The sequence below is a fragment of the Aquisphaera insulae genome, from assembly GCF_011064615.1.
Lineage (GTDB): Bacteria > Planctomycetota > Planctomycetia > Isosphaerales > Isosphaeraceae > Aquisphaera > Aquisphaera insulae.
The window spans coordinates 135,948-156,650 of sequence record NZ_JAALJH010000011.1 but is presented as its reverse complement, the minus strand read 5'-3'; the positions used below and the strand labels follow the sequence as shown (position 1 = coordinate 156,650).

Genomic DNA, 20,703 nt, shown 5'->3' with positions numbered 1-20,703 from the left:
GGGCCGAATTTCACACCCAGCCGTGGCGTTTGCGGATCCACCACTCCAGGGTGAGGATGGCGGTGAAGATCAGCAGGAATGGCCAGTTGTCCCAGACCTTGTGCTCGGTCGGGCTGAGATACTCGGTGAACTGGGACTGGTCGATCGACTTGAGGTATTTCGCCAGGGTCTCGCGCGGGATGGATTCGCCGCCGGTGATCTCGGCGATCTGACGGGCGAGGGCGAGGTCGGCGGACTGATTCTCGAGCTCACGGTCGTCCTGGTAGACGAGGAACCGTGAGGAGTCGCGGCCGATCTCGTGGCCGTCCTTGCGGCCGATCACCGTCACCTTGTACGCGCCCGGCTGGCCGACCGCGGCGTACGAGCCCCGTGCCTCGTCACCCTGGGTGTACAGGTCCACCGGCTCCGGCGTCGGGCTCAATCCCTCGCGCTCGACCTTCGTCTCGTAGGTCACGCCCGAGAGGTTTGCCCCCTTGGCATCGCGGGCCGTGACGGTCATCTCGACCTTCTGGCCCACGCCGATTCGCCGCCGGTCGAGGGCCAGCTTCACCTGGGTGTCCCCCTCGTTCTCCTTGTGGGAGAGCCAGAAGATCACGTTCCGCCAGAACTTGCGGTGGGCGAGCCGGCCTTCCTCGGAGGACCTCGGCCAGACCCAGGTATCGCCCCCGTAGGCGACGACCCGGCCCGATCCCACCTGCGCCGTGACGAGAAGTGGCTCGACGACCGCGCCGCCGGTCTGGGCGAGGATCTCGGCACCCCCCTTGGGACCGCTGAAGCGGTTGGTACCCAGGACCGGCGGCATCATCTCCCAGAGCTTCGCCGTTTCCTCCTTGCTGGCGCCGATCTGGAGCAGGTAGCTGTTCAGGCCGGTATTGCTGGGGACGAACTTAACCCCTCCCTCCGGCTCGAGCTGGCCGTCTCCCGGATGGATCTCGACGGGGAGCACGTCGGTGAGCGCCGTCTCGGCCCACCCCCCTGCCCCGAAGCTCGTCCGGCCGCCGAGCATCATCAGGCCGGCCCCCTTCTTCACGGCCTCGGCCAGGAGCCGGTGCTGGCGTGGGGGGAGAAAATTCGCGGGGAGGTCGCTGAGGACGTACACGTTGTACTTGCCCGGCGCGAACTCGGCATCGTCGACCTCGCTCGCGTCCCCCTGCACGGGCTTGCGGATCACGAAGCCCTCGACCTGGATCACCTGAGATGTCATCGTCGACCGGAGCAGGTAGCGATAATCCCAGGTGAAATTGGGCCCCTGGAGGAACATCACGTTCAGGCCGCCGCTGAGGACGGTGACGAACGTGCTGATGTCGTTGTTCGACGTGATGAACTCGCCGTCGAGGGGCGTGACCTTGAGGGAGATGAGCTTCTCCCCGGGCGTCTGCGGGACGTACTTCAGGCCCGCGATCGGGGCGGACTCGGCGCCGTCGGGGACCTTGACCTGGGTGCTCGCCACGGGGGCGGTCTGCCCCTCCACATACAGGTCGACCTTCACGGGCTGGCCGGGATAGCCGCGGGAGACGAGCGTGCCGCGGACTTCGAGCTGGTTCTTCACGAAGACCGTGGGCGCCGCGACGATGTCGCGGACGGCAATGTCGCGGGACTGCTTGCCGGCGTTCTCCGCCCCGAGGCCGACCGTGACCACCGGGACCTGGTGATCGCGAAGGGTGCGGGCGACGACCAGCGGATTGGTGCCGCTGTTCGAGACGAAATCCGAGATCACGATCATCCGGGCGATCCGCTTGCCATCCTGGCTGGCCCGCTTCTCGGCCTCGAGCATGGCGGTGCCGAGCTGGGTCTCGCTGCCGGAGGGCTCCGCGGGGAGCTTGCCCTCGGTGAGCGCATCGGCCAGGGAGGAATCGAAGCGGAGCGGGACCACGTCCAGGTTCGGCCCCAGCCCCCTGGCGGCTTCCATGCCTTCTTCCATCGCCTGCTTGCCGACGGCCCAGCGGGTCTGGCCGCGGATCTCGTCGCCGAGGGCCATGCTCTTGCTGCTGTCGATCAGGAAGACCAGGTCCGCGGCCTGCCGCTTCTTCTCCTGGAGCACGACCGACGGCCGGAGCGCCGCGAGCAGGCAGAGGAGGATGGCCGTCAGCCGGAGCCCCAGCGCCACCCACCGCCACCCGCCGGTTGAGCCGCGGAGCTTCCTGGCGTAGGCCCAGACCGTCAGGATGACGACGGCCACCGCGGCCGTCACGAACAGCAGCTTCGGCTCGACCGGGTTGAAGGAGACGCTGAAGCCATGGAACATGATGTCGCTCGACTCTCCGCTACGATCGGGCCGGCTCGGCTCTGGGAGGATCAGGCCGGTGCGGCGGCGGTATCCGGCCTCTGTGCTTCCTTGTAGAACGTGTTGGCCAGGACGGTCTCGAGGGTGACGATGATCAGGATGAGCATCATCAGCCAGGGGAACAGCTCGCGGCCGACGCGGGCGGTGTCCACGGCGTCGCGGAGCGCCTTGTCATCCTGGGCCAGGACGTAGCCGTCCTTGCCGAAGATCGCGTCGAGGTCGGCGGTCTCGAGCGGGTTGAACTGGCTCTCCGCGCGGGGCGGATTGAGGCTGAAGCCCAGTTTCGACGGCTTGTTGTCGGCGTCCTTGGCGGTGACCGACCACTGCCCGATGGCCTGGGGGGCGATGATCTCGAGGACCTCGCCGGACGTGGGCGGGGGGATCGACTCGGGGCTCTTCGCATCCGGCCCGGTGAGCGTGAAGTTGTTGTAGCGCGTCCCCTGCGGCAGGGTCAGGAGGACGTTCTCGCCGGCCTCATAGGTGAACTGTTCGCTGGAGGTCCCGGCCAGGTAGGGGACGGTTCGGTTCATGAGCACCAGGAAGGGCCATCCGGAATCCGGCAGGGGGAACTCGTTCCAGGCCGCGGGATCCCTGCGGTCGGCGCGTCGAGACAATGGGGTGCTCCAGAGGAGCGACCGGCCCGGCCTGGCCCCCTTGAAGGTCCGTTCCAGGAGCGCCGGGGCGTTGTCGGAGAGGTTGAGGAGGACACGCGCCTCCTTGGCGGGCTTGAGGGACCAGTAGCGATAGACCGGGGTGATGGCCAGGAGCGGCTCCATGTCCTTGGCGTAGCCCTGGAAGAGAGGGTGGGTGAAGTCGGCGATCGAGCCGAACATCGCCTCCTTGCGCGGGCTCTGCACGGTGTCGAGCCCCGCCGCGAGCACCTGGGCGGCCGTCGCGCCGTTGTAGTTGGCGGCCTGGCAGCGGTTGCCGAGCCCGACGACGAGCCCCCCACCCTGATGGACGTAGGCGTTGAGCAGCCCCCAGGCCTCCTCGTCCAGGGCCGGGACGTTGAGCAGGAAGACGGCGGCCTGATCCTTGAGCGTGTCGCGGAAGCGGGAGACGAGCTCGCCCGGTCGTGCCCGGCTGAGCTGGACGGTCCGCGGCGAGCCCGGGACCGGGTCGGGATCCAGGGCGGCGGCGACGAAGTCGGCGTCGATGGCGGCCTCGGCGATCAGCAGCACCTTGAGGGCCGGGCGGACGCGAAAGGTGAAGTATCGGCGGTCGTTGAAGTCGAGCGGGTCGGGGGCGCCGGTGAGCCGGACCTCGCCGCGATGGAGCTCCGCGTCCTGGAGCCGAGGGGGCGTGAGGAAGGTGACCTCGGGCTGCTGACCCGGCGGGATCTCGATGGGCTTGGCCCCCTTCTTGACGCCGTCCAGGTAGAACTCGACGACGCGTGAGGCGGGCTGGCTGCCGGAATTCCTGACGCGGACGCGGACCTCCATCTCCTCGCCCTGGGTGGCGACCTGCGAGGCCGGCTCGGCGGCGTCGATGGCCACGTCCTGGAGCTCCTTCGGCCCCAGCCGGATGATGAAGGTGGAGATCTTGCCGCCGTGCCCTTCCTTGAGGATCTTGGCGGCCTGGTCGAGCCCGGCGGCGTGCTCGCCCGGGTTCCACGCGGAGCGGGTCAGGTCGGTGAAGACGAAGACCTCGCGACGGGGCCGGTCGCACTCGGCCACCACCGGGTAGGTCCGGCCCACGGCGGCGTTCAGGGTGCGATTCACGGGGCGGATCGCCAGGTTGTCGATCCACTTCCGGGCCGCGGCCGGCGAGAGGCCCACCGGGACGCCGGGCTCGGCCGAGTTCACCGGGAAGATGAGGCTGGAGTCCGGGACCTTGTCGAGGATGGCGAGCGCCCGCTCCTTGGCCTCATCGAGCCGGGTCTTGTCGTTCTCCTTGTAGCCCATGGAGAGGCTGGTGTCGAAGACCAGGCCCAGCGCGGTGGGGACGGACTCGTCGCCGAGCGAGACCTGGGAGTTCAGCGTCGGCCGGGCCAGGGCCAGGGCCATGAGGGCCAGGACGGCCATCCGGGCCAGCAGGAGGAGCCAGTTCTTGATCCGCATCCGCTTCTTGGACCGCTTCTGCCGCTCGCGGACCAGGCGAAGCGCCGGGAAGATGACGTGCTTGGGCGTCTGCCGCATGAACAGGTGGAGGATGACCGGCAGGGCCGCGAGCGCCGCGCCGGCGGCGAGTCCCGCGTTGATGAGGGAGAATTCCATGGTGCGGTCACCCTCGGGCCTGTCGGCTCAGCAGGTACGACATCAGCGCCTTGTCGAAGGGCATTCCGGTGTGGAGCGACACGTAGTCCATGCGGGCGCGGATGCAGTCGGTCTTGAAGCCGGAGCGGAAGCTCTCGACCTCCTCCAGATAGTCGGCCTTGATGGCGTCGGCGTCCACCTCGATGGTCTCGCCGGTCTCGTTGTCCTCGAGCCGGAGCATGCCGTCGAAGGGGAAGACGGCCTCGGCCTCGTCCAGGACGTGGAAGAGGATCACGTCGTTGCCGCCGAACCGGAGGCGGTGGAGGGCCCTGCGGATCGATTCCGGCTCGCCCAGGAGGTCGCTGAAGATCATGATCAGGCTGCGATGGCGGATCATGCTGGCGACCTGGTTGAGGCTGGCCTCGATGTCGGTCTCGCCGGTCGGCCTGAGCTTCGCCAGCAGCGAGAGCATATTGGCGAGCTGCGACCGCTTGCTCCCCGGCGCCAGGCTCTGGCGGACCTTGGTGTCGAAGGCGACGAGGCCGACGGGATCCTGCTGGTGGATCATCAGGTAGGTGAGGGCGGCGGCCAGGCTGATGCAGTACTCGAACTTGGTCAGCTCCTGGCGATAGGTGTAGCCCATCGACCCGGAGAGGTCCATCACGATGTAGCCGGTGAGGTTGGTCTCGGCCTGGAACTTCTTGACGTAGAAGCGGTCGGTCTTGGCGAAGACGTTCCAGTCGATGTCCGAGATGTTGTCGCCGGGCGAGTACTTGCGGTGCTCGGAGAACTCCACGGAGAAGCCCTGGAAGGGGCTGGCGTGGAGCCCGGCGATGAACCCCTCGACGATGAACTTGGCGCGGAGGTCCAGCCGCGCCACCTGGCGGATGACCTCGGGCTTCAGGTATTTCTCGGCGGTTCCGGCCAAGCGGCGCCTCCTGGGGTGTCCGCCGGGGGGAGAGGTGCAACGTCCGCGTGCTCAACTCGGGGCGAGGGCCTCAGCCGCCCTTCTTCTCGTACTTCGGCGTCTCCGGCTCGCGGATCTCGGCGACGAGGCGCTTGATGATGCTGTCGGTGGTCTGGCCCTCGGCCTGGGCCTGGAAGTTCACGCTGATGCGATGCCTCAGGACCGGGATGGCGACCTTGCGGACGTCGTCGAGCGAGACGCTGTAGCGGCCGTCCATGGCGGCCATGGCCTTGCCGGCGAGGATCAGGTTCTGGCCGGCCCGCGGGCCGGCGCCGTAGTCCACCAGGTCCTTGATGAACTGGGGCGACTTCTCGTCGGCCGGCCGGGTCGCCCGCACCAGCCGCGTCACGTAGTCGACGGTGTACTCCGAGACCGGCACCGAGATCACCAGCTTCTGGAGGTTCACGATCGCCTTGGCGGAGAGGACCTTCTTCAGCTCCTGGGACTCACCCTTGGTCGTCGCCAGGAGGATCCGCTTCTCCTCCTCGAGCGTGGGATAGCCGATTCGGACGTCGAACATGAAGCGGTCGAGTTGGGCCTCGGGGAGCGGGTAGGTCCCCTCCTGCTCGATCGGGTTCTGGGTGGCGATGACGAAGAAGGGCTCGGGGAGGTGGAGCGTCTCCTGGCCGACGGTGACCTCGCGCTCCTGCATGGCCTGGAGGAGCGCCGCCTGGGTCTTGGGGGGGGTCCGGTTGATCTCGTCGGCGAGGATGATGTTGGAGAAGATCGGCCCGGGGACGAACCGGAAGGCGCGCTTGCCGGCCTCCGGCTCCTCCAGGACGTTGGTGCCGGTGATGTCCGACGGCATCAGGTCGGGGGTGAACTGGATCCGCTTGAATCCGACGTCGAGGATCCGCGCGATCGAGCTGACCATCAGGGTCTTGGCGAGCCCCGGCACGCCCACCAGGAGCACGTGGCCCCTCGTGAAGATCGCCGCCAGGATCAGCTCGACCACCTCGCGCTGGCCGATGATGACCTTGTTCAGCTCGGCAACCATGACGTCGCGGGAATGGCGGAACTCGTCGAGGAGTTGCGTGATCCGGTCGCCGGCTGTAGACATGCGAGAATCCGACCTGCCATCTCGAGGAAAAGCCCGGCGACGCCCCGGGCGAGTGGACGGAACGTGCCCGATCGCGACGTCGCTCGAGGCGAGTCGCGCCTCGAGAGCCCCCTCGGACGGCCCCCGGCCGACGACGGATGATCAGGTGCGACCATTGTAGAGCCTCGCGACCGGGGGATTCAAGCGAAGCGGGGCCCGATCGGCGGCTTGGCGCCACTCGTCCGGCATACCGAGAGAAGTCTGTGTCGTCGGAAAGGTGCGATCCTGGGCCGCCGGCCCGAAGGGCTCCACGCCTCGCCGTCTCGGCCCGGGACGCCTCCGGCGGTGGCTCGGATCGCGGACAGGCTCGCTCGTCATCGCCGGGACGCAGCGACACCACCCAAGCATCAATGCGAATCCGGACATAATTCTCCGGAATTCCACATTCGCCGCAAACTCTGGTTGGAAAACGAAGTTCGTCGTGCAACCGGCGCCCATACGGGTCCAACCCCGGGAAGACGGGTTGCCCTGCAAGGAGCCTCAGTCCTAGAATTGCGTGGAAGAGCAGAGCCCGAGCGGCCTCAAGGGGACACCCTTCCCGCCTCATCCACGGCCGCTCGCCGATGGGCCCTCCCGCCTAGGTTTCCCACCCGCAGCGATGATCGCGAGGCACCTCGCGGTCATCGGACACCCCGAATCGCGCCGGATGCGCCCCCGCGGGGATTCCCATGGACTTAACTAACATGTTAAAGTATTTTCACGTCATTTGTCGCGGTGTTGTGTTCGTCGGAGTGCTCACGACCCTGGTCGCCCTGATCGTCGCCCTGGGCGGGGCCGAGCGGGGGGGATCGAGGCCGCGGTGGACGGCTCGCTGGGGATCGATCTTCGAAGTCCGCCAGGATGCCTCCGGGAAGGACGAGGGGCGACTCTATCTGATCGATCGCGAGAGCGGCCGGTGCGACGGGCTGGCCCTGCCCTCGGGGGAGCGATGGGAATTCGTGGAGGTATCCCCGTGGTCCGACGGAGCGGCGCTCGAAGCGGTCGGGCGGTATTATCGCATCGACGCGGAGGAGGGCTTCGGGATGGCGAGGTTCCGGCTCCCGGGGGGGGAGATCATCGAGCGGATACGGGCCGACGTGCTGCCCACGAGCCGGCCCTGCTGGGTGCCCGGCCGCCCGGGCAGGACCATATTCGCGGCGGGCGACGGGCGGCTCTACCGCTGCGATTTCGCCCCGGGTAAGGAGGCCGCCGGTGCGATGGCGGAAGAGGGCGGGGCGCCCCGAGAGCTCGAGTGGCGATGCCCGCCGCCTTCGACCGTCCCCTGTTTCCTCGCCGATCCCTCCCTCTGCTCGGATCCGCGCTACGGGACGCTCGCCGTGGCCACGCTGATCTCCCTGCGGTACGACTCGAGGGGGAATCAGGAGCAGTCCACGTCCTTCTGGTGGTTCCGCCTGGACCCCGACGCGACGGCCATCGAGGCGTGCGGCCTGCTCCTCGACGATCAGCCGGAGCGACGCGGGGCCGGGAAGCGGCTGCAGCGCTATCCGATCCTGTCGGTCTCTCGCGACGGCGAGCTCGCCCTCATCCACCTAGGCCGCGACGACCGGGCGGATTCGATGGAGATGATCTGCGTGCCGCTGGAGATCGATCCGCGGACCGGGGGACCGCGGCTCCGGCCCGGAGCCCGGCCGACGACGATCGCGGAGGGCTGCGAGCCGATACCGCCGGTCGTGGCCGCGGACGGGCGGACGGCTTACGGCTGTTCGAAGATCAGCGGAGGACCGAGGAGGAGCCCGATCCGCCCCGAGCTGGGGGAAGGCCCCGCGATCGCGGGCATGTCCCGGGCGACCCCGCCGGCCCGGCCCTGAGATCCCCTTGTCGCGGGCCCCGGACATCGGTCATAGTAGGGTCCTCGATCGCAGGGTTCACCTCGACCACGACGGGGCCCGGGCTGGAGGCCCGCCATGCAGTTCCCCTCGATCCACCTGGCCAGGATGTTCTCCGCCGTCGCGGCCGCCGCGGTCCTCGGGGGCTCGTTCTGGACCGTCCCCGTGCTCGCCGGCGTGACGCGGGACGAGGTGGAGCGTTCCATCCGCGAGGGCGTCCGCTATCTCAAGCAGCAGCAGAGGGCCGACGGCTCGTGGCATGACGCCGTGGACGATGCCAGGACCGGCACCACTAGCCTGGTGACCCTCGCCCTGCTCACCGCCGGGGAGACGACCGACTCGCCGACGATCCGCTCGGCGCTCGGGTTCCTCAGGCGATTCGGCCCGGATGACCTCAACAGCACCTATGCCATCGCCCTCCAGACCATGGTCTTCGCGGCGGCGGAGCCCGATAAGGATCTGCTCCGGATCGCGAACAATGCGGGCTGGCTGGAGACCGCCCAGATCCGGGCGGACGACCCGGTCCCCTGGCCCGGATCCTGGAGCTACTCGCGGTCCAAGCGGTCCCAGCCGGGCGACAACTCCAACACCCAGTATGCCCTGCTCGGCCTGAACGCGGCCGTCGAGGCCGGCGTCCCCGTCAAGCCGGAAGTCTGGGCCCTGGCGCGCGGCTACTGGGAGCGGAGCCAGAAGCTCGACGGGGCCTGGACCTACAAGCCGGACCTCGAGGCCCGGAGTGCGAGCATGACCTGCGCGGGGCTCTCCAGCCTGGTCATCACGGGCTTGAAGCGATCGCAGGGCATGGAATCGCTGCGGGGGGACGAGATCGTCAACTGCGGCAAGGTGGGCAGCGGCAGCCGGGGCCTCCAGCAGGGCATCGACTGGCTGGCGTCCCACTTCCAGGTCGGGCAGAACGTCGGCAACGGCCAGCAGTGGAAGTACTACTACCTCTACGGCCTGGAGCGCGCCGGGCGGCTCGCGGGCATCCGGTTCTTCGGCAACCATGACTGGTATCGCCTCGGTGCCGAGGAGCTCGTCCACGACCAGAACCGGCTCGGCGGATACTGGGAAGGGGTGCTCGTCGAGGCCGATCGGAACGTGGCGACGAGCTTCGCCGTCCTCTTCCTGGCCAAGGGCCGGGCCCCGGTGCTGATCAACAAGCTCCGACATGGCCCGCGGGGCGACTGGAACAACGATCCCGACGACGTCCGCAATCTCGTCTCGACCGTCTCCCGCGACTGGAAGAGCCTCCTCACCTGGCAGGTCGTCGACCCCTCGACGGCCTCGACGGCCGACCTGCTTCAGGCCCCCGTGGCATTCCTCAACGGCCATCGGGTCCCGGATCTTGACGAGACGGCCCGCAACAGGCTCCGCGATTTCGTCGAGCAGGGGGGATTCCTCCTCGCCGACGCCTGCTGCGGCAACAAGGAGTTCGACGAGGGCTTCAAGGACCTGATGCGGCGCGTCTTCCCGGAGGAGGAATACAAGCTTCGCCCCCTCTCCGACGATCACCCGGTCTGGCGGGCCCGCCACCTGATCACGCCGGGCGCCTATCCGCTCTGGGGGATCGAGCACGGTTGCCGGACCGTCGTCATCTACTCCCCGAAGGACCTCTCCTGCTACTGGAACCAGGCCGAACGCTCACCGGACAACGCCGCCGTGATCCTGGCGACGAAGGTCGGCCAGAACATCGTCGACTACGCCACCGGCCGCGAGCTGCCCCCCGACAAGCTCGTCGTCCGCGAGGTGAAGGACTTCCGGGCCGAGCTGCCCCCCCGCAACGCGCTGCGGATCGCCAAGCTCCAGCACGGCGGCCAGTGGAACGTGGCGCCGCTGGCGATCCCCAACCTCATGGACGCGCTCCGCAGGCCGCCGCTCTCGTTCGACGTCGTCATCAACCACAAGGAGCTTTCGCCGTCCGACCCAGGCCTCGTCTACTATCCGCTGCTCTACCTCCACGGCCGGGCCGCCTTCTCGTTCAGCAAGGGCGACATGGACGCGCTGCGGCGGCACCTCCAGCCCGGAGGGGGGACGATCTTCGGCGATGCCGCCTGCGGCAGCCCGGCCTTCGACGCCGCCTTCCGACGCTTCGTCGCCGAGCTGCTGCCGGACGGGCCGCTGGTGGCGATCCCCCGCGACGATCCGGTCTACAGCCGCAAGGTCGGCTTCGACCTCTCGGACTGCCAGTACACGAAGGCCGCCGGCGGCGGCAAGGACTTCCCCCAGCTCGAGGGGGTCAAGATCGACGGCCACTGGGCCATCATCTATTCCAAGTTCGACATCGGCTGCGCCCTCGAGCGCCATTCCGGCCTCGACTGCAAGGGTTATACTTACGAGTCCGCGCTCCGGATCGCGGCCAACATCGTCATCCACGCGACGTTGCCGTGACCCCGGTCGGCCGATTGAATCCGCCCCTTCGAGATCGCCCCATGATTCGCCATGCTCGATTCCTGCCCCTCCTCGTGACGTCCCTCGTCGGCACGGCCTCGCTGATCGGCCCGGCGACCACCGCGCGCGGCGCGATCACGCGGGAGGAGGTCGAGCGGGCGATCCGCGACGGCATCCGCTACCTCAAGCAGGAGCAGCGGGATGACGGCTCCTGGCAGGACACCAACGAGCAGGCCAAGACCGGGACCACCAGCCTGATCACCCTGGCCCTCCTGACCGCCGGGGAGAAGCCGGACTCGCCGACGATCCGCAAGGCGCTCGACTACCTCCGCAAATTCGGGCCGCAGGACCTGAACAGCACTTACGCCATCGCCCTCCAGACCATGGTCTTCCAGGCGGCGGAGCCGGAGAAGGACCAGCTCCGGATGGCGGCGAACGTCACCTGGCTGGAGTCGGCCCAGATCAAGCGCAAGGACCAGATGACGGCCGGCTCCTGGAGCTACACCGCAGTCCCCCAGGGGGGGGACAACTCGAACACCCAGTACGCGTTACTCGGGCTCAACGCCGCCGCCGAGGCCGGCGTCCCGGTCAACGCGATCACCTGGGAGCAGGCCCGTTCCTACTGGGAGAAGGCCCAGCGGCGGGATGGAGGCTGGGGCTACCACGCCGGGGACCTGCTCTCGACGTCGAGCATGACCTGCGCGGGGATCTCCAGCCTGGTCATCACCGGCTCCAAGCGATTCCAGGGCGCGGAGTTCCTCGAGCAGGACGCGATCCGCAACTGCGGCCAGGGATCGATCAACTCGAACCTCCAGCGCGGCATCGACTGGCTGGCCTCGAACTTCAGCGTGGGCCAGAATTTCCCGATGGGGCAGCAGTGGAAGCTGTACTTCCTCTACGGCCTGGAGCGCGCCGGGCGGCTCGCGGGCATCCGGTTCTTCGGCAACCACGACTGGTATCGCCTCGGCGCCGAGGAGCTCGTCCGCGCCCAGGACCGGCTGGGAGGATTCTGGCGAGGCGTCGGCGAGGCCCCCACCGTGGCGACGAGCTTCGCCCTCCTGTTCCTGGCCAAGGGCCGCGCCCCGGTGCTGATCAACAAGCTGGTGCACGGGCCTCGGGGCGACTGGAACAACGACCCCGACGACATCCGCAACCTCGTCTCGGTCGTCTCCCGCGACTGGAAGAGCCTGCTCACCTGGCAGGTCGTCAACCCCTCCAGCGCGACGGTCGCCGACCTGATGCAGGCCCAGATCCTCTTCTTCAACGGCCACCAGGCCCCGGAGCTCGACGAGATCGCCCGCAAGAACCTCCGCGACTTCGTCGAGCAGGGAGGGTTCCTCTTCGCCGACGCCTGCTGCGGCAGCAAGAAGTTCGACGAGGGCTTCAAGGACCTGATGCGGCGCGTCTTCCCGGAGGAGGAGTACAAGCTTCGCCCCCTCTCCGACGATCACCCGGTCTGGCGGGCCCGCCACCTGATCACGCCGGGCGCCTATCCGCTCTGGGGGATCGAGCACGGTTGCCGGACCGTCGTCATCTACTCCCCGAAGGACCTCTCCTGCTACTGGAACCAGGCCGAACGCTCGCCCGACAACACCGCCGTGATCCTGGCGACGAAGGTCGGCCAGAACATCGTCGACTACGCCACCGGCCGCGAGCTGCCCGCCGACAAGCTCGTCGTCCGCGAGGTCCACAACTTCAAGGCGGATCCCGCAAAGCGCGGCGCGCTGCGGATCGCCAAGCTGGAGCATGGCGGCCAGTGGAATGTGGCCCCTCTGGCGATCCCCAACCTCATGGATGTCCTCCGCAAGGCCCCGCTCTCCTTCGACGTCGTCATCAACCACAAGGAGATGCTCCCCGGCGACCCCTCGCTCATCTACTACCCCCTCGCGTACCTCCACGGTCGGGCCGCCTTCTCGTTCAACAAGGACGACATGGACGCGCTGCGGCGGCACCTCCAGCCCGGAGGGGGGACGATCTTCGGCGACGCCGCCTGCGGCAGCCCCGCCTTCGACGCCGCCTTCCGACGCTTCGTCGCCGAGCTGCTGCCCAACAACCCGATGGTCCCCATCCCCAAGGATGACACGCTCTACAAGGTCGGCTTCGACCTCTCCGCCTGCCAGTACACGAAGGCCGCCGGCGGCGGCAAGGACTTCCCCCAGCTCGAGGGGGTCAAGATCGACGGCCACTGGGCCATCATCTACTCCAAGTACGACATCGGCTGCGCCCTCGAGCGCCATTCCGGACTCGACTGCAAGGGCTACGATTACAAGTCGGCCATCGAGATCGCCGGCAACATCGTCATCTATTCCACGCTGCCCTGAGGCGGCCCGCCCCGCTCGATCTCCCGCACCCGGGCGATGTACGCGGCGGAGTCGAACTTCTTCCGGGTGCTCTCGTAGCTCATGAAGCGGACCGTGCCGAAGATGGGACGCTCCGGCCAGGGGCGATCGTGCTTGCCGCCGATCGCCCAGGCGACGCCCGCATACCCGTTGGGGTCGCGGCCGTCCATCTCGTACCGGTCGTTCAGGTCGAGCGCAACCTCGAAGGCCGACTCCGCATCGGGGGACCATTCGAGGATCTTCTTCGCCCAGTACATCCTCAGGTAATTGTGCATGCGTCCCGTCAGGAGCACCTCCTTCTGGGCGGCGTTCCAGAGCGGGTCGTGCGTCTCGGCCTCCTCGAGCTGACGGGCCGAGTAGCGGACCGGCCGGGGATCGCCGGCGTGGTCGGCCAGGGTCTTCAGGGCCCACGCGGGGCACGCGGCCAGGCGGTCGTAATTCGGATTCCGAGCGACGAAGTTGACCGAGAGCTCGCGGCGGACGATCAGCTCCTCCAGGATCGCCGCGACGTCCTCCTCCGGGGCGTCGGATTCGCGGGCAAGAAGCGCGATCGTGACCGGGCTGATGTGGCCGAAGTGCAGGTGCGCGGAGAGCTCGGATGTGGTGTAGGGCGTCGGCTCGTTGCGGTCGCGGGCATAGCGATCGAGCCGCTCGCGGGCGAACCGCCGGAGCCGGCGGAGGGCCTCGCGCGTGCCGCCGACGTACCCAGGGACCTCGGCGGCGCCGCCGACCCTGAGCCGCGCCATGAGTCCGTCCGCGTCGATCGCCTCGCCCCGAAGCAACGCCGCTTCGGGCCAGGGATGCCGCGCCGAGACCTCCGGAAGGGGCCTGAGGAACTCGTCCAGGACTCGATGGATCTTCGGCCGGATCGTTCGCGCGGCGTACTCCTCGTTCGGGAAGAGGGAGGACGGTACCACAACGTCGGCATCCACCAGGTGGAAAGGGACGCGGAGGTCCCGCGCGATCCGCTGCCGCCAGAGCATGCCGACGCGGACCGGATTCTCGTCGCCGACGACGAAGGCCGCCCGGACCTCGTCGGCGAAGGCCGGCACGATGTCGGCGGGGGATCCCAGGCGGACGATCAGGGAGACTCCCCGCCTCGCCAGGTCGGCCCCCGCATCCGCGAGCCCCTCGACGAGGAACCGATAGTGCCGCCGCTGGGCGCCGGGATAGTCCGCGGTCAGGCCGAAGACCGCGATCACGGGCAGGCCCGCCGCGTTCCCAACGGCGATCGCCATGTTCAGCGCCGGGTTGTCGACGCCGCGCTGGGCCCGCTGCATCCAGTAGACGACGCACGAGCCCGCCGGATCGGGACCGCCGGGGCGGATGACGCGGACGCGGGGATGGGGCGCCAGGAGTCTCGCCAGGGTTTTTTCGTTCACGCCGGACTTTCGCTGATGTAACGTCGGCGAGGACCGAGAGCCGCCGGGCCTCGCGCCCATTGTAGTCGGCCGGCCAGCCCCGGGGATGGCCCGCGCAAGCCGCTCGCTCTTGCGGTAAGCTTCGGGGCGGATCGAGACGGTCACGCTCGCATCTCATCACCGGAATCGCGGGAGGGCGACCATGCTGGAAGGCCAGGTGAACGGCAACGGCGGCACGCGACCTCAGCCGGAGGCTGCGCTCGAGGAGAAGCCCCCGTCGGGCAAGGCCGGGAGCCGCCGCGAGGCGGCCTCGCTTCGAGGCCGGGCCTTGCGGTCGGAATGTCCCCGGAGCTCGCACGCGAAGTGGAAGCCGAAGGCCGACCGGCCCGATCCGATCGCGCTCCTGGAGGAATCCAGCAAGGGACGGATCCCGGAGCTGATCCCGGTCCGATACGGGCGGATGATGGCCTCGCCGTTCGCCTTCTTCCGGGGGGCCGCGATCACCATGGCGGCCGACCTCGCCGGCACGCCCGCGACGGGCCTGCGCGTCCAGGCCTGCGGGGATTGCCACCTGATGAACTTCGGCGGCTTCGCCACGCCCGAGCGCCGGCTGGTCTTCGACATCAACGACTTCGACGAGACCCTGCCGGCCCCCTGGGAATGGGACGTGAAACGGCTGGCGGCCAGCTTCGTCCTGGCGGGGAGGAACAACGGCTTCACGGCAGCCCAGTCGCGGGAGGCGGCGCAGGCGTGCGTCCGGTCCTACCGGGAGAGCATGGCGGCGTTCGCGTCGATGCGGGTCCTCGACGTCTGGTATCAGCGGGCCGACCTGGAGAGCCTCATCCCGCGGATCCAGGACGAAGGGGTGCGGAAGGCGGTCCGGAAGCGGCTCGACAAGGCCCAGCAGCAGAGCGCCCGCGAGCACGCCGACCCCAGGCTCGCGGAGATCGTCGGCCGCGAGGCGACCATCAAGGACTGCCCGCCCGAGATCTTCCACCTCCCCGCCGACGGAGAAGAGGAGTTCACCTCGCGGGTGCTGACGGCCTTCGCCGGCTATCGCGCGAGCCTGCCCGACGACCGCAAGCGGCTGCTGGACCGATTCACCCTCAGGGACATCGCCATGAAGGTGGTCGGGGTGGGGAGCGTGGGGACCTGGTGCTCGGTCGTCCTCCTGCTGGCGAACGAGGACGACCCGCTCCTCCTTCAGGTCAAGGAAGCGAGGCCCTCCGTGCTGGAACCCTACGCGGGCGAGAGCATCTATTCCAATCACGGCCGGAGGGTCGTCAACGGCTGCCGCCTGATGCAGTCGGCGAGCGACCTCTTCCTCGGCTGGACCGAACTGGAAGGGGGCACTCACTATCACGTCCGCCAGCTCAAGGACATGAAGATCAAGCCGGCGGTCGAGACCTACACGCCGGGGACGATGCTCCAGTACGCCGGCCTCTGCGGCTGGACCGTCGCCCGCGCCCACGCCCGCTCTGGCGAGCCCGCGGAGATCGCCGGCTACCTGGGCAAGGCCGAAACCTTCGACCAGGCGATCGCCGACTTCGCCGTCGCCTACGCCGACCAGACCGAGCAGGACCACAAGGCCCTGGTGAAGGCGGTGAAGTCCGGGCGGATCCGGGCGGTCATCGAGACACCGGCGGAGAAGGGCTCCGGGGAGACGAGATGAGAGCATGATGCACCTGTGCTCCCGAACGATGACAGCCGTCTCCTGCTATGCGAGAATCGTTCGGGGATTGCATCCGCCCCGGGGAGGAGACCATGGCAACACGGCTAACTCGGCTCAAGGCTCAGAATTACCGGTCTCTGGCCGAGGTTGATCTGCCCCTCGGGTCAATCAACGTCCTCTTCGGCCCCAATGGGGCCGGGAAATCCACTCTCCTGGATACGATTTGGTTCGTCCGCGATTGTGCTATCCGAAGCGTGAGTGCTGCGTCCAGTAGTCGGGATCATGGGATCGGGCTGCTGTTCGACGGCGCCGGCGCGAATTCACCTATCGTCCTGATGCTCGAAACGGAAGGCGTGCGTTATGAGCTGACCTTCAGCTTCTCGTCGGGACGAATCGAGCCGTACGCCGGGGAGAAGCTCGAATCCCTCCTTCGCCGGGATGGGGCACTGATCCATCGCCTGCCAGGCACAGCTAGAGCTGCGTTCCACCCTCTTGGTGTTGATCAAGCTAACACGATCGATCTCCGGGAGCCGGAGAAGTTCAGCCTCGGCCGTTATCTCGACTACACCCCAAGCGACGAGGCCGCGGAGCTTGACCAGATCCTCCACGACGTCCGCAGCTATCGCTCGCGGTCTTTCCATCTCCATCGCCTGAAGAGGGATGGCTCGCAGGCCGGCTATGAGACGAAGGTCTCGTATCTCGCCGACAACCTCTGGTCGGTTCTGCGCAACCTCGATTCTCGGAGGCGGCTCGACGACCGCTACGACACCATTATCGGCTATATGAGGAAGGCATTCCCTCGCTCCTTCGAAGATCTCGTCATCGAACCGACGGGCCCGAATTCGCTTTACGCGAAGTTCATCGAGAAGGAGCGGCGAGAACCGATCCTCGCATCCGGCGTCTCGGATGGACACGTCCAGCTCTTGATCCTGCTCACCGCACTCTTTTCAGAAGGCCGAGACCGTTACTCGTTGCTGCTCGTCGACGAGCCAGAAACCTCGCTCCATCCCTGGGCCCAGGCCGTCTTCGCGGAGGCCATGATCGAGGCGGCCCGGGACTGGAACAAGCAGATGATCCTGGCCACGCATTCGCCGGTCCTGATCAGTCATTTCACCGCGGACCAGGTTCTGAGCGTCGAGACACGGAACGGACGCACCGAAATCACTCCGATCAGCGCGATCGACGGAATTCAGGATCTCCTCGAACAGTACGCGGCAGGATCACTCTTTCTGAGTGGTCTGATAGCAAGCCAAACCGACAAGGAGATCATCCGGCCGGAGGTCCAGGAGACGGCGCGGTGAGTTCGCCCGGATGGACCTTCCACCGTTTCGCCTTGTTCGTCACCGGCGATGGTGAGCGAGAATTCCTTCACGCCCTGTTTCGACCGCTCACGCGAGACGGCCATTGCCACTTCGAAGTCGTCCACCAACTCGGCCAGCTCAGCCCGATCCGCTCAACGGGCAGGCAGGCGAGAATGCTGGGCAGTGGAAAGAAGATCGCCAACAGGGACGAGGATATCGGGCTGAAGGCCCGAAGGTACTTGAACGACGGCTTCGACTTCGTCCTTCTGGTCGATGATCTGGAGCAAGCACGATCCGGTGACGCGGACGCAGTCTATGAGCGGTATCGGACGGCATTCGACGTGATGTTGCGGCCCGTCCACCTCGAAGCCCGGGCCTCGGTCCACTTCCTCGTCAACATGATCGAGGCCTACTATTTCGGGGACGCCGCGGCCATTAATCAAGTCCTCGGGACGCAGCTCAATGACCACGAAGGCGACGTGGAGACGATACCTCACCCGAAGAATCAGTTGAAGGGCCTCGTTGCAGCACTCGGCCCGGACAGGAAGTTCGACGAGGTCGAGCACGGCCGCCGGATCCTCGAGGGACTCGACATCGCCAAGGTCCTCTCGCGCCCCGAGACGTGTCGCTCCCTGCGCACGGCTTTCGCCTGGTGCCAACGCGCCAAGGGGCAGGTTCCCACCGACGAGTTCCAGCTTTCACGCGGGGAACTCTCTACGATCACTCGCGATCAACTTGATCTGCTTCCGGCCGTCCCTCGTTGAACCTCCGCCCCCGCGACAGCGCGGACGGCTCACGGTGCGATCAGCCCGTCGTCCACGTACACCCGATACCCCTTGATCCGTCCGCCGACGTTCCCGTCACCGGGCCTGGGCAAGTAGCGGAAACCGGCGATCGGCATGCTGCGGCCCAGGTCGATCGCGAGGCGATGGGGATGAACGGGCTGCTTGTCGCTCCACTCGGTATGCCAGAAGCTGGCCGCCTGGCCGTCGATCGCGTTCTCGGCGGAGCCATCCTCCCTCGACTGCTCCTCGCTGTCCGCGAAGGCGATCCGCCAGCCATCCTGGCGGATAGGGGTCCCGGCCGGGTCGAGCAACGACAGCTCGGCGATCGCGGCGAAGGACTTCCCGTCGTGGGCATCGATCGACTCGATGCAGAAAAAGCGGCCCTCCCTGGGCTCGGAGAAGCGGATATCCTGGGGCGCCGTGCCGGACGAGAACTGACCTTCCCGGACGGGCCGACGACCCTCGAGCGCCAGCTTCACGGCCGGGCGACGGCCCCGGGCGAAGTCGAGTTCCGGGCGGAGCTGATCGAGGATCGGCTCCGAGAGACTCGCGACGGTGGGCCGCTCCGGGCCGAGGTAGTCGAGGATCACGACCTCGTTCCGCCCGGATTTCAACCATGGTCCGGGGACGTACATCGTCTGCGTCGGGCCGATGTTCCAGAAACGGCCCAGGCAATGGCCGTTCACCCAGGCCACTCCCTTGCCCCAGGGCCGCAGGTCCAGGAACGTGTCGCCGGGGGTCGCGATCTCGAGGCTCGCACGCCAGAACGCCGGCCCGACGCCGCGGGCGGATTCCGGGGCAGGCACGTATCGCAGCGATCCGAGCATGGCCCCGTCGAGCGGCAGCCGGTAGACCTTCCAGCCGTTCAGCTCGATCGCCGGGGCGCCCGACGCCAGCAGCCGGACCGGCCCGAGAATCCCCTTCCGATCGTGGACCTCGGCGCCGAAGTTCACCCGGCCCATCGGCTCCACGAGGATGTCCAGCACGGCCGGCTCCTTTCGCTCAGGAAGCCCCAGCCGGAACCGATTGCCGCGGCGGTCGAGGACTCCCACGCGGCGGCCGTCGAGCGAGACGTAACCGAAGTCGTGCACCGCGGCGGCCTCGATCGCGGCGGGTGACCCGGTGGGCAAGCTGGCGCGATAGAGGATCGCCCCGTAGCCCTGGTCGTAATGCTCCATGGTGCGGGGCGTCGCGTCCTCGACCGGAGCGGGGAGGTTCGCGAGGAGCGGCGCATACTCGGTGACCTTCACGGTCGGGATCGCGATCACCGGGTTGCGGGCCGGCGGCTCGGGGATGGACTCGCCCGGGAGGAGGTACTTCGCCATCAGGTCGCGGGTGGCCCGGAACTTGTCGGTCGGCCAGCCGGCCTCGGTGATCGGGGCGTCGTAATCGTAGCTCGACGTGTCCGGCTTGAACGGCCGGTCCGCGCCCGACCAGAGGCCGAACGTGGTGCCGCCGTGGGCCATGTAGATGCTGAACGATCCGCCCGTCCTGAGCATGAAGTCCAGGTCGGCCAGATACCGCGCCGTGTCGCCCCGATGATGAGGCGCGCCCCAGGTGTCGAACCAACCGGGGTAGAACTCGCCGCACATCAGCGGGCCCTTCGGCAGGATCTGGCGGAGCGCCCGGAAGCCGCCCGCCGGATCGGAGCCGAAGTTGACCACCGGGAAGAGGTCGGCCCGGTAGCCGTCTCGAAGCTGCCCCGGCGGGTTGCAGGCGAAGAGCGGAACGTCGAAGCCGGCCTCGATCAGCGCCCCTCGGATCGCGCCCATGTACTCGGCGTCCTTGCCGAGGAACCCGTACTCATTCTCCACCTGGACCATCAGGATCGGCCCGCCCTTCGTGACCTGGAGCGGCCCGAGGACCCGGCCGACCTCCTTGAGGTAACGCGACGCGGCGGAGAGGAATCGCGGGTCGCGGGTGCGGAGCGCGATGTCGTCCTCCCTGAGCAGCCACCACGGCAGGCCGCCCATCTCCCACTCGGCACAAGCATAGGGGCCGGGCCGGAGCAGCACCCAGAGCCCCACCTCCTGGGCGATCCGGCAGAACTCGGCCGCGTCGGCCTGACCGCTCCACTGGAACTCGCCGGGGCGGGGCTCGTGCAGGTTCCAGAAGAGGTAGGCGCAGACGGTGTTCAGCCCCATGGCCTTCACCATCTGAAGCCGATGCCGCCAGTATTCGCGCGGCACGCGCGGGGCGTGGACCTCGCCGCAGCGGATCTGGAACCGGCGGCCGTCGAGGAGGAAGTCATCCCCGCCGATGGTGAAGGTGTGGCGGGGGGGCTCGGCGGCGAGCGATGGGGTGGGACGAGGTCCGAGGATCATCAGCAACCAGGGAATCGCAACCTGCCACGTTGTCATCATTCGTCGCATGACCAGAGCCTTCCGCCATGGGTATCTCGGAGGAAGAGGTACCGTTTCGAGGCGAATTCCATTGTAGTGGCGAGACCCAATGATGGTGAGAGCCTGGAGCCACGGCGCTGCCGA

The 20,703-nt window shown here is 67.9% G+C and carries 12 protein-coding genes; 6 read left to right on the top strand and 6 right to left on the bottom strand.

What is annotated here, in order from left to right:
• Positions 1–10: 10 nt before the first annotated feature.
• From G6O54_RS09380 to G6O54_RS09365, 4 genes are all read right to left on the bottom strand, one after another.
• The gene (locus tag G6O54_RS09380; RefSeq protein WP_165223723.1) at positions 11–2,245 is read right to left on the bottom strand and encodes a glutamine amidotransferase; all 2,235 of its coding nucleotides are present in this window, start codon (positions 2,243–2,245) and stop codon (positions 11–13) included.
• A 50-nt stretch (positions 2,246–2,295) separates the two neighbouring features.
• Entirely contained in the window at positions 2,296–4,500 is a 2,205-nt protein-coding gene (locus G6O54_RS09375; RefSeq protein WP_165223720.1) for a BatA domain-containing protein, read from the bottom strand.
• 7 nt (positions 4,501–4,507) lie between these two features.
• Positions 4,508–5,407: a DUF58 domain-containing protein gene (locus tag G6O54_RS09370; protein ID WP_165223717.1), complete on the bottom strand. Its 900-nt coding sequence runs from the start codon at positions 5,405–5,407 to the stop codon at positions 4,508–4,510.
• A 70-nt stretch (positions 5,408–5,477) separates the two neighbouring features.
• The gene (locus tag G6O54_RS09365) at positions 5,478–6,506 is read right to left on the bottom strand and encodes an AAA family ATPase (RefSeq protein ID WP_250846790.1); all 1,029 of its coding nucleotides are present in this window, start codon (positions 6,504–6,506) and stop codon (positions 5,478–5,480) included.
• Between the two features lie 770 nt (positions 6,507–7,276).
• Between G6O54_RS09365 and G6O54_RS09360 the strand changes: the two genes are divergently transcribed.
• The 3 genes from G6O54_RS09360 to G6O54_RS09350 all read left to right on the top strand — a co-directional run bounded on the left by G6O54_RS09360 (position 7,277) and on the right by G6O54_RS09350 (position 13,080).
• The gene (locus G6O54_RS09360) at positions 7,277–8,353 is read left to right on the top strand and encodes a hypothetical protein (protein ID WP_165223714.1); all 1,077 of its coding nucleotides are present in this window, start codon (positions 7,277–7,279) and stop codon (positions 8,351–8,353) included.
• Positions 8,354–8,449: 96 nt separating this feature from the next.
• On the top strand, positions 8,450–10,759 hold the full coding sequence (locus G6O54_RS09355) for a DUF4159 domain-containing protein (protein WP_250846789.1): 2,310 nt from the start codon (positions 8,450–8,452) through the stop codon (positions 10,757–10,759).
• A gap of 41 nt (positions 10,760–10,800) precedes the next feature.
• Positions 10,801–13,080, top strand: a complete 2,280-nt coding sequence (locus G6O54_RS09350; RefSeq protein ID WP_165223711.1) for a DUF4159 domain-containing protein — start codon at positions 10,801–10,803, stop codon at positions 13,078–13,080.
• Here G6O54_RS09350 and G6O54_RS09345 read toward each other — a convergent pair.
• Positions 13,062–14,480: a deoxyribodipyrimidine photo-lyase gene (locus G6O54_RS09345; RefSeq protein ID WP_205678719.1), complete on the bottom strand. Its 1,419-nt coding sequence runs from the start codon at positions 14,478–14,480 to the stop codon at positions 13,062–13,064. The two genes, G6O54_RS09350 and G6O54_RS09345, sit on opposite strands and share 19 nt — an antisense overlap.
• A gap of 181 nt (positions 14,481–14,661) precedes the next feature.
• On the opposite strand from G6O54_RS09345, the gene G6O54_RS09340 reads away from it, so the two are divergent.
• From G6O54_RS09340 to G6O54_RS09330, 3 genes are all read left to right on the top strand, one after another.
• Entirely contained in the window at positions 14,662–16,131 is a 1,470-nt protein-coding gene (locus tag G6O54_RS09340; RefSeq protein ID WP_165223708.1) for a DUF2252 domain-containing protein, read from the top strand.
• A gap of 92 nt (positions 16,132–16,223) precedes the next feature.
• Positions 16,224–17,432, top strand: a complete 1,209-nt coding sequence (locus tag G6O54_RS09335; RefSeq protein ID WP_165223705.1) for an AAA family ATPase — start codon at positions 16,224–16,226, stop codon at positions 17,430–17,432.
• Positions 17,433–17,464: 32 nt separating this feature from the next.
• Entirely contained in the window at positions 17,465–18,196 is a 732-nt protein-coding gene (locus G6O54_RS09330; protein WP_205678718.1) for a DUF4276 family protein, read from the top strand.
• Between the two features lie 29 nt (positions 18,197–18,225).
• Here G6O54_RS09330 and G6O54_RS09325 read toward each other — a convergent pair whose 3' ends face one another.
• Positions 18,226–20,589, bottom strand: a complete 2,364-nt coding sequence (locus G6O54_RS09325) for a beta-galactosidase (RefSeq protein ID WP_165223699.1) — start codon at positions 20,587–20,589, stop codon at positions 18,226–18,228.
• Positions 20,590–20,703 lie beyond the last annotated feature (114 nt).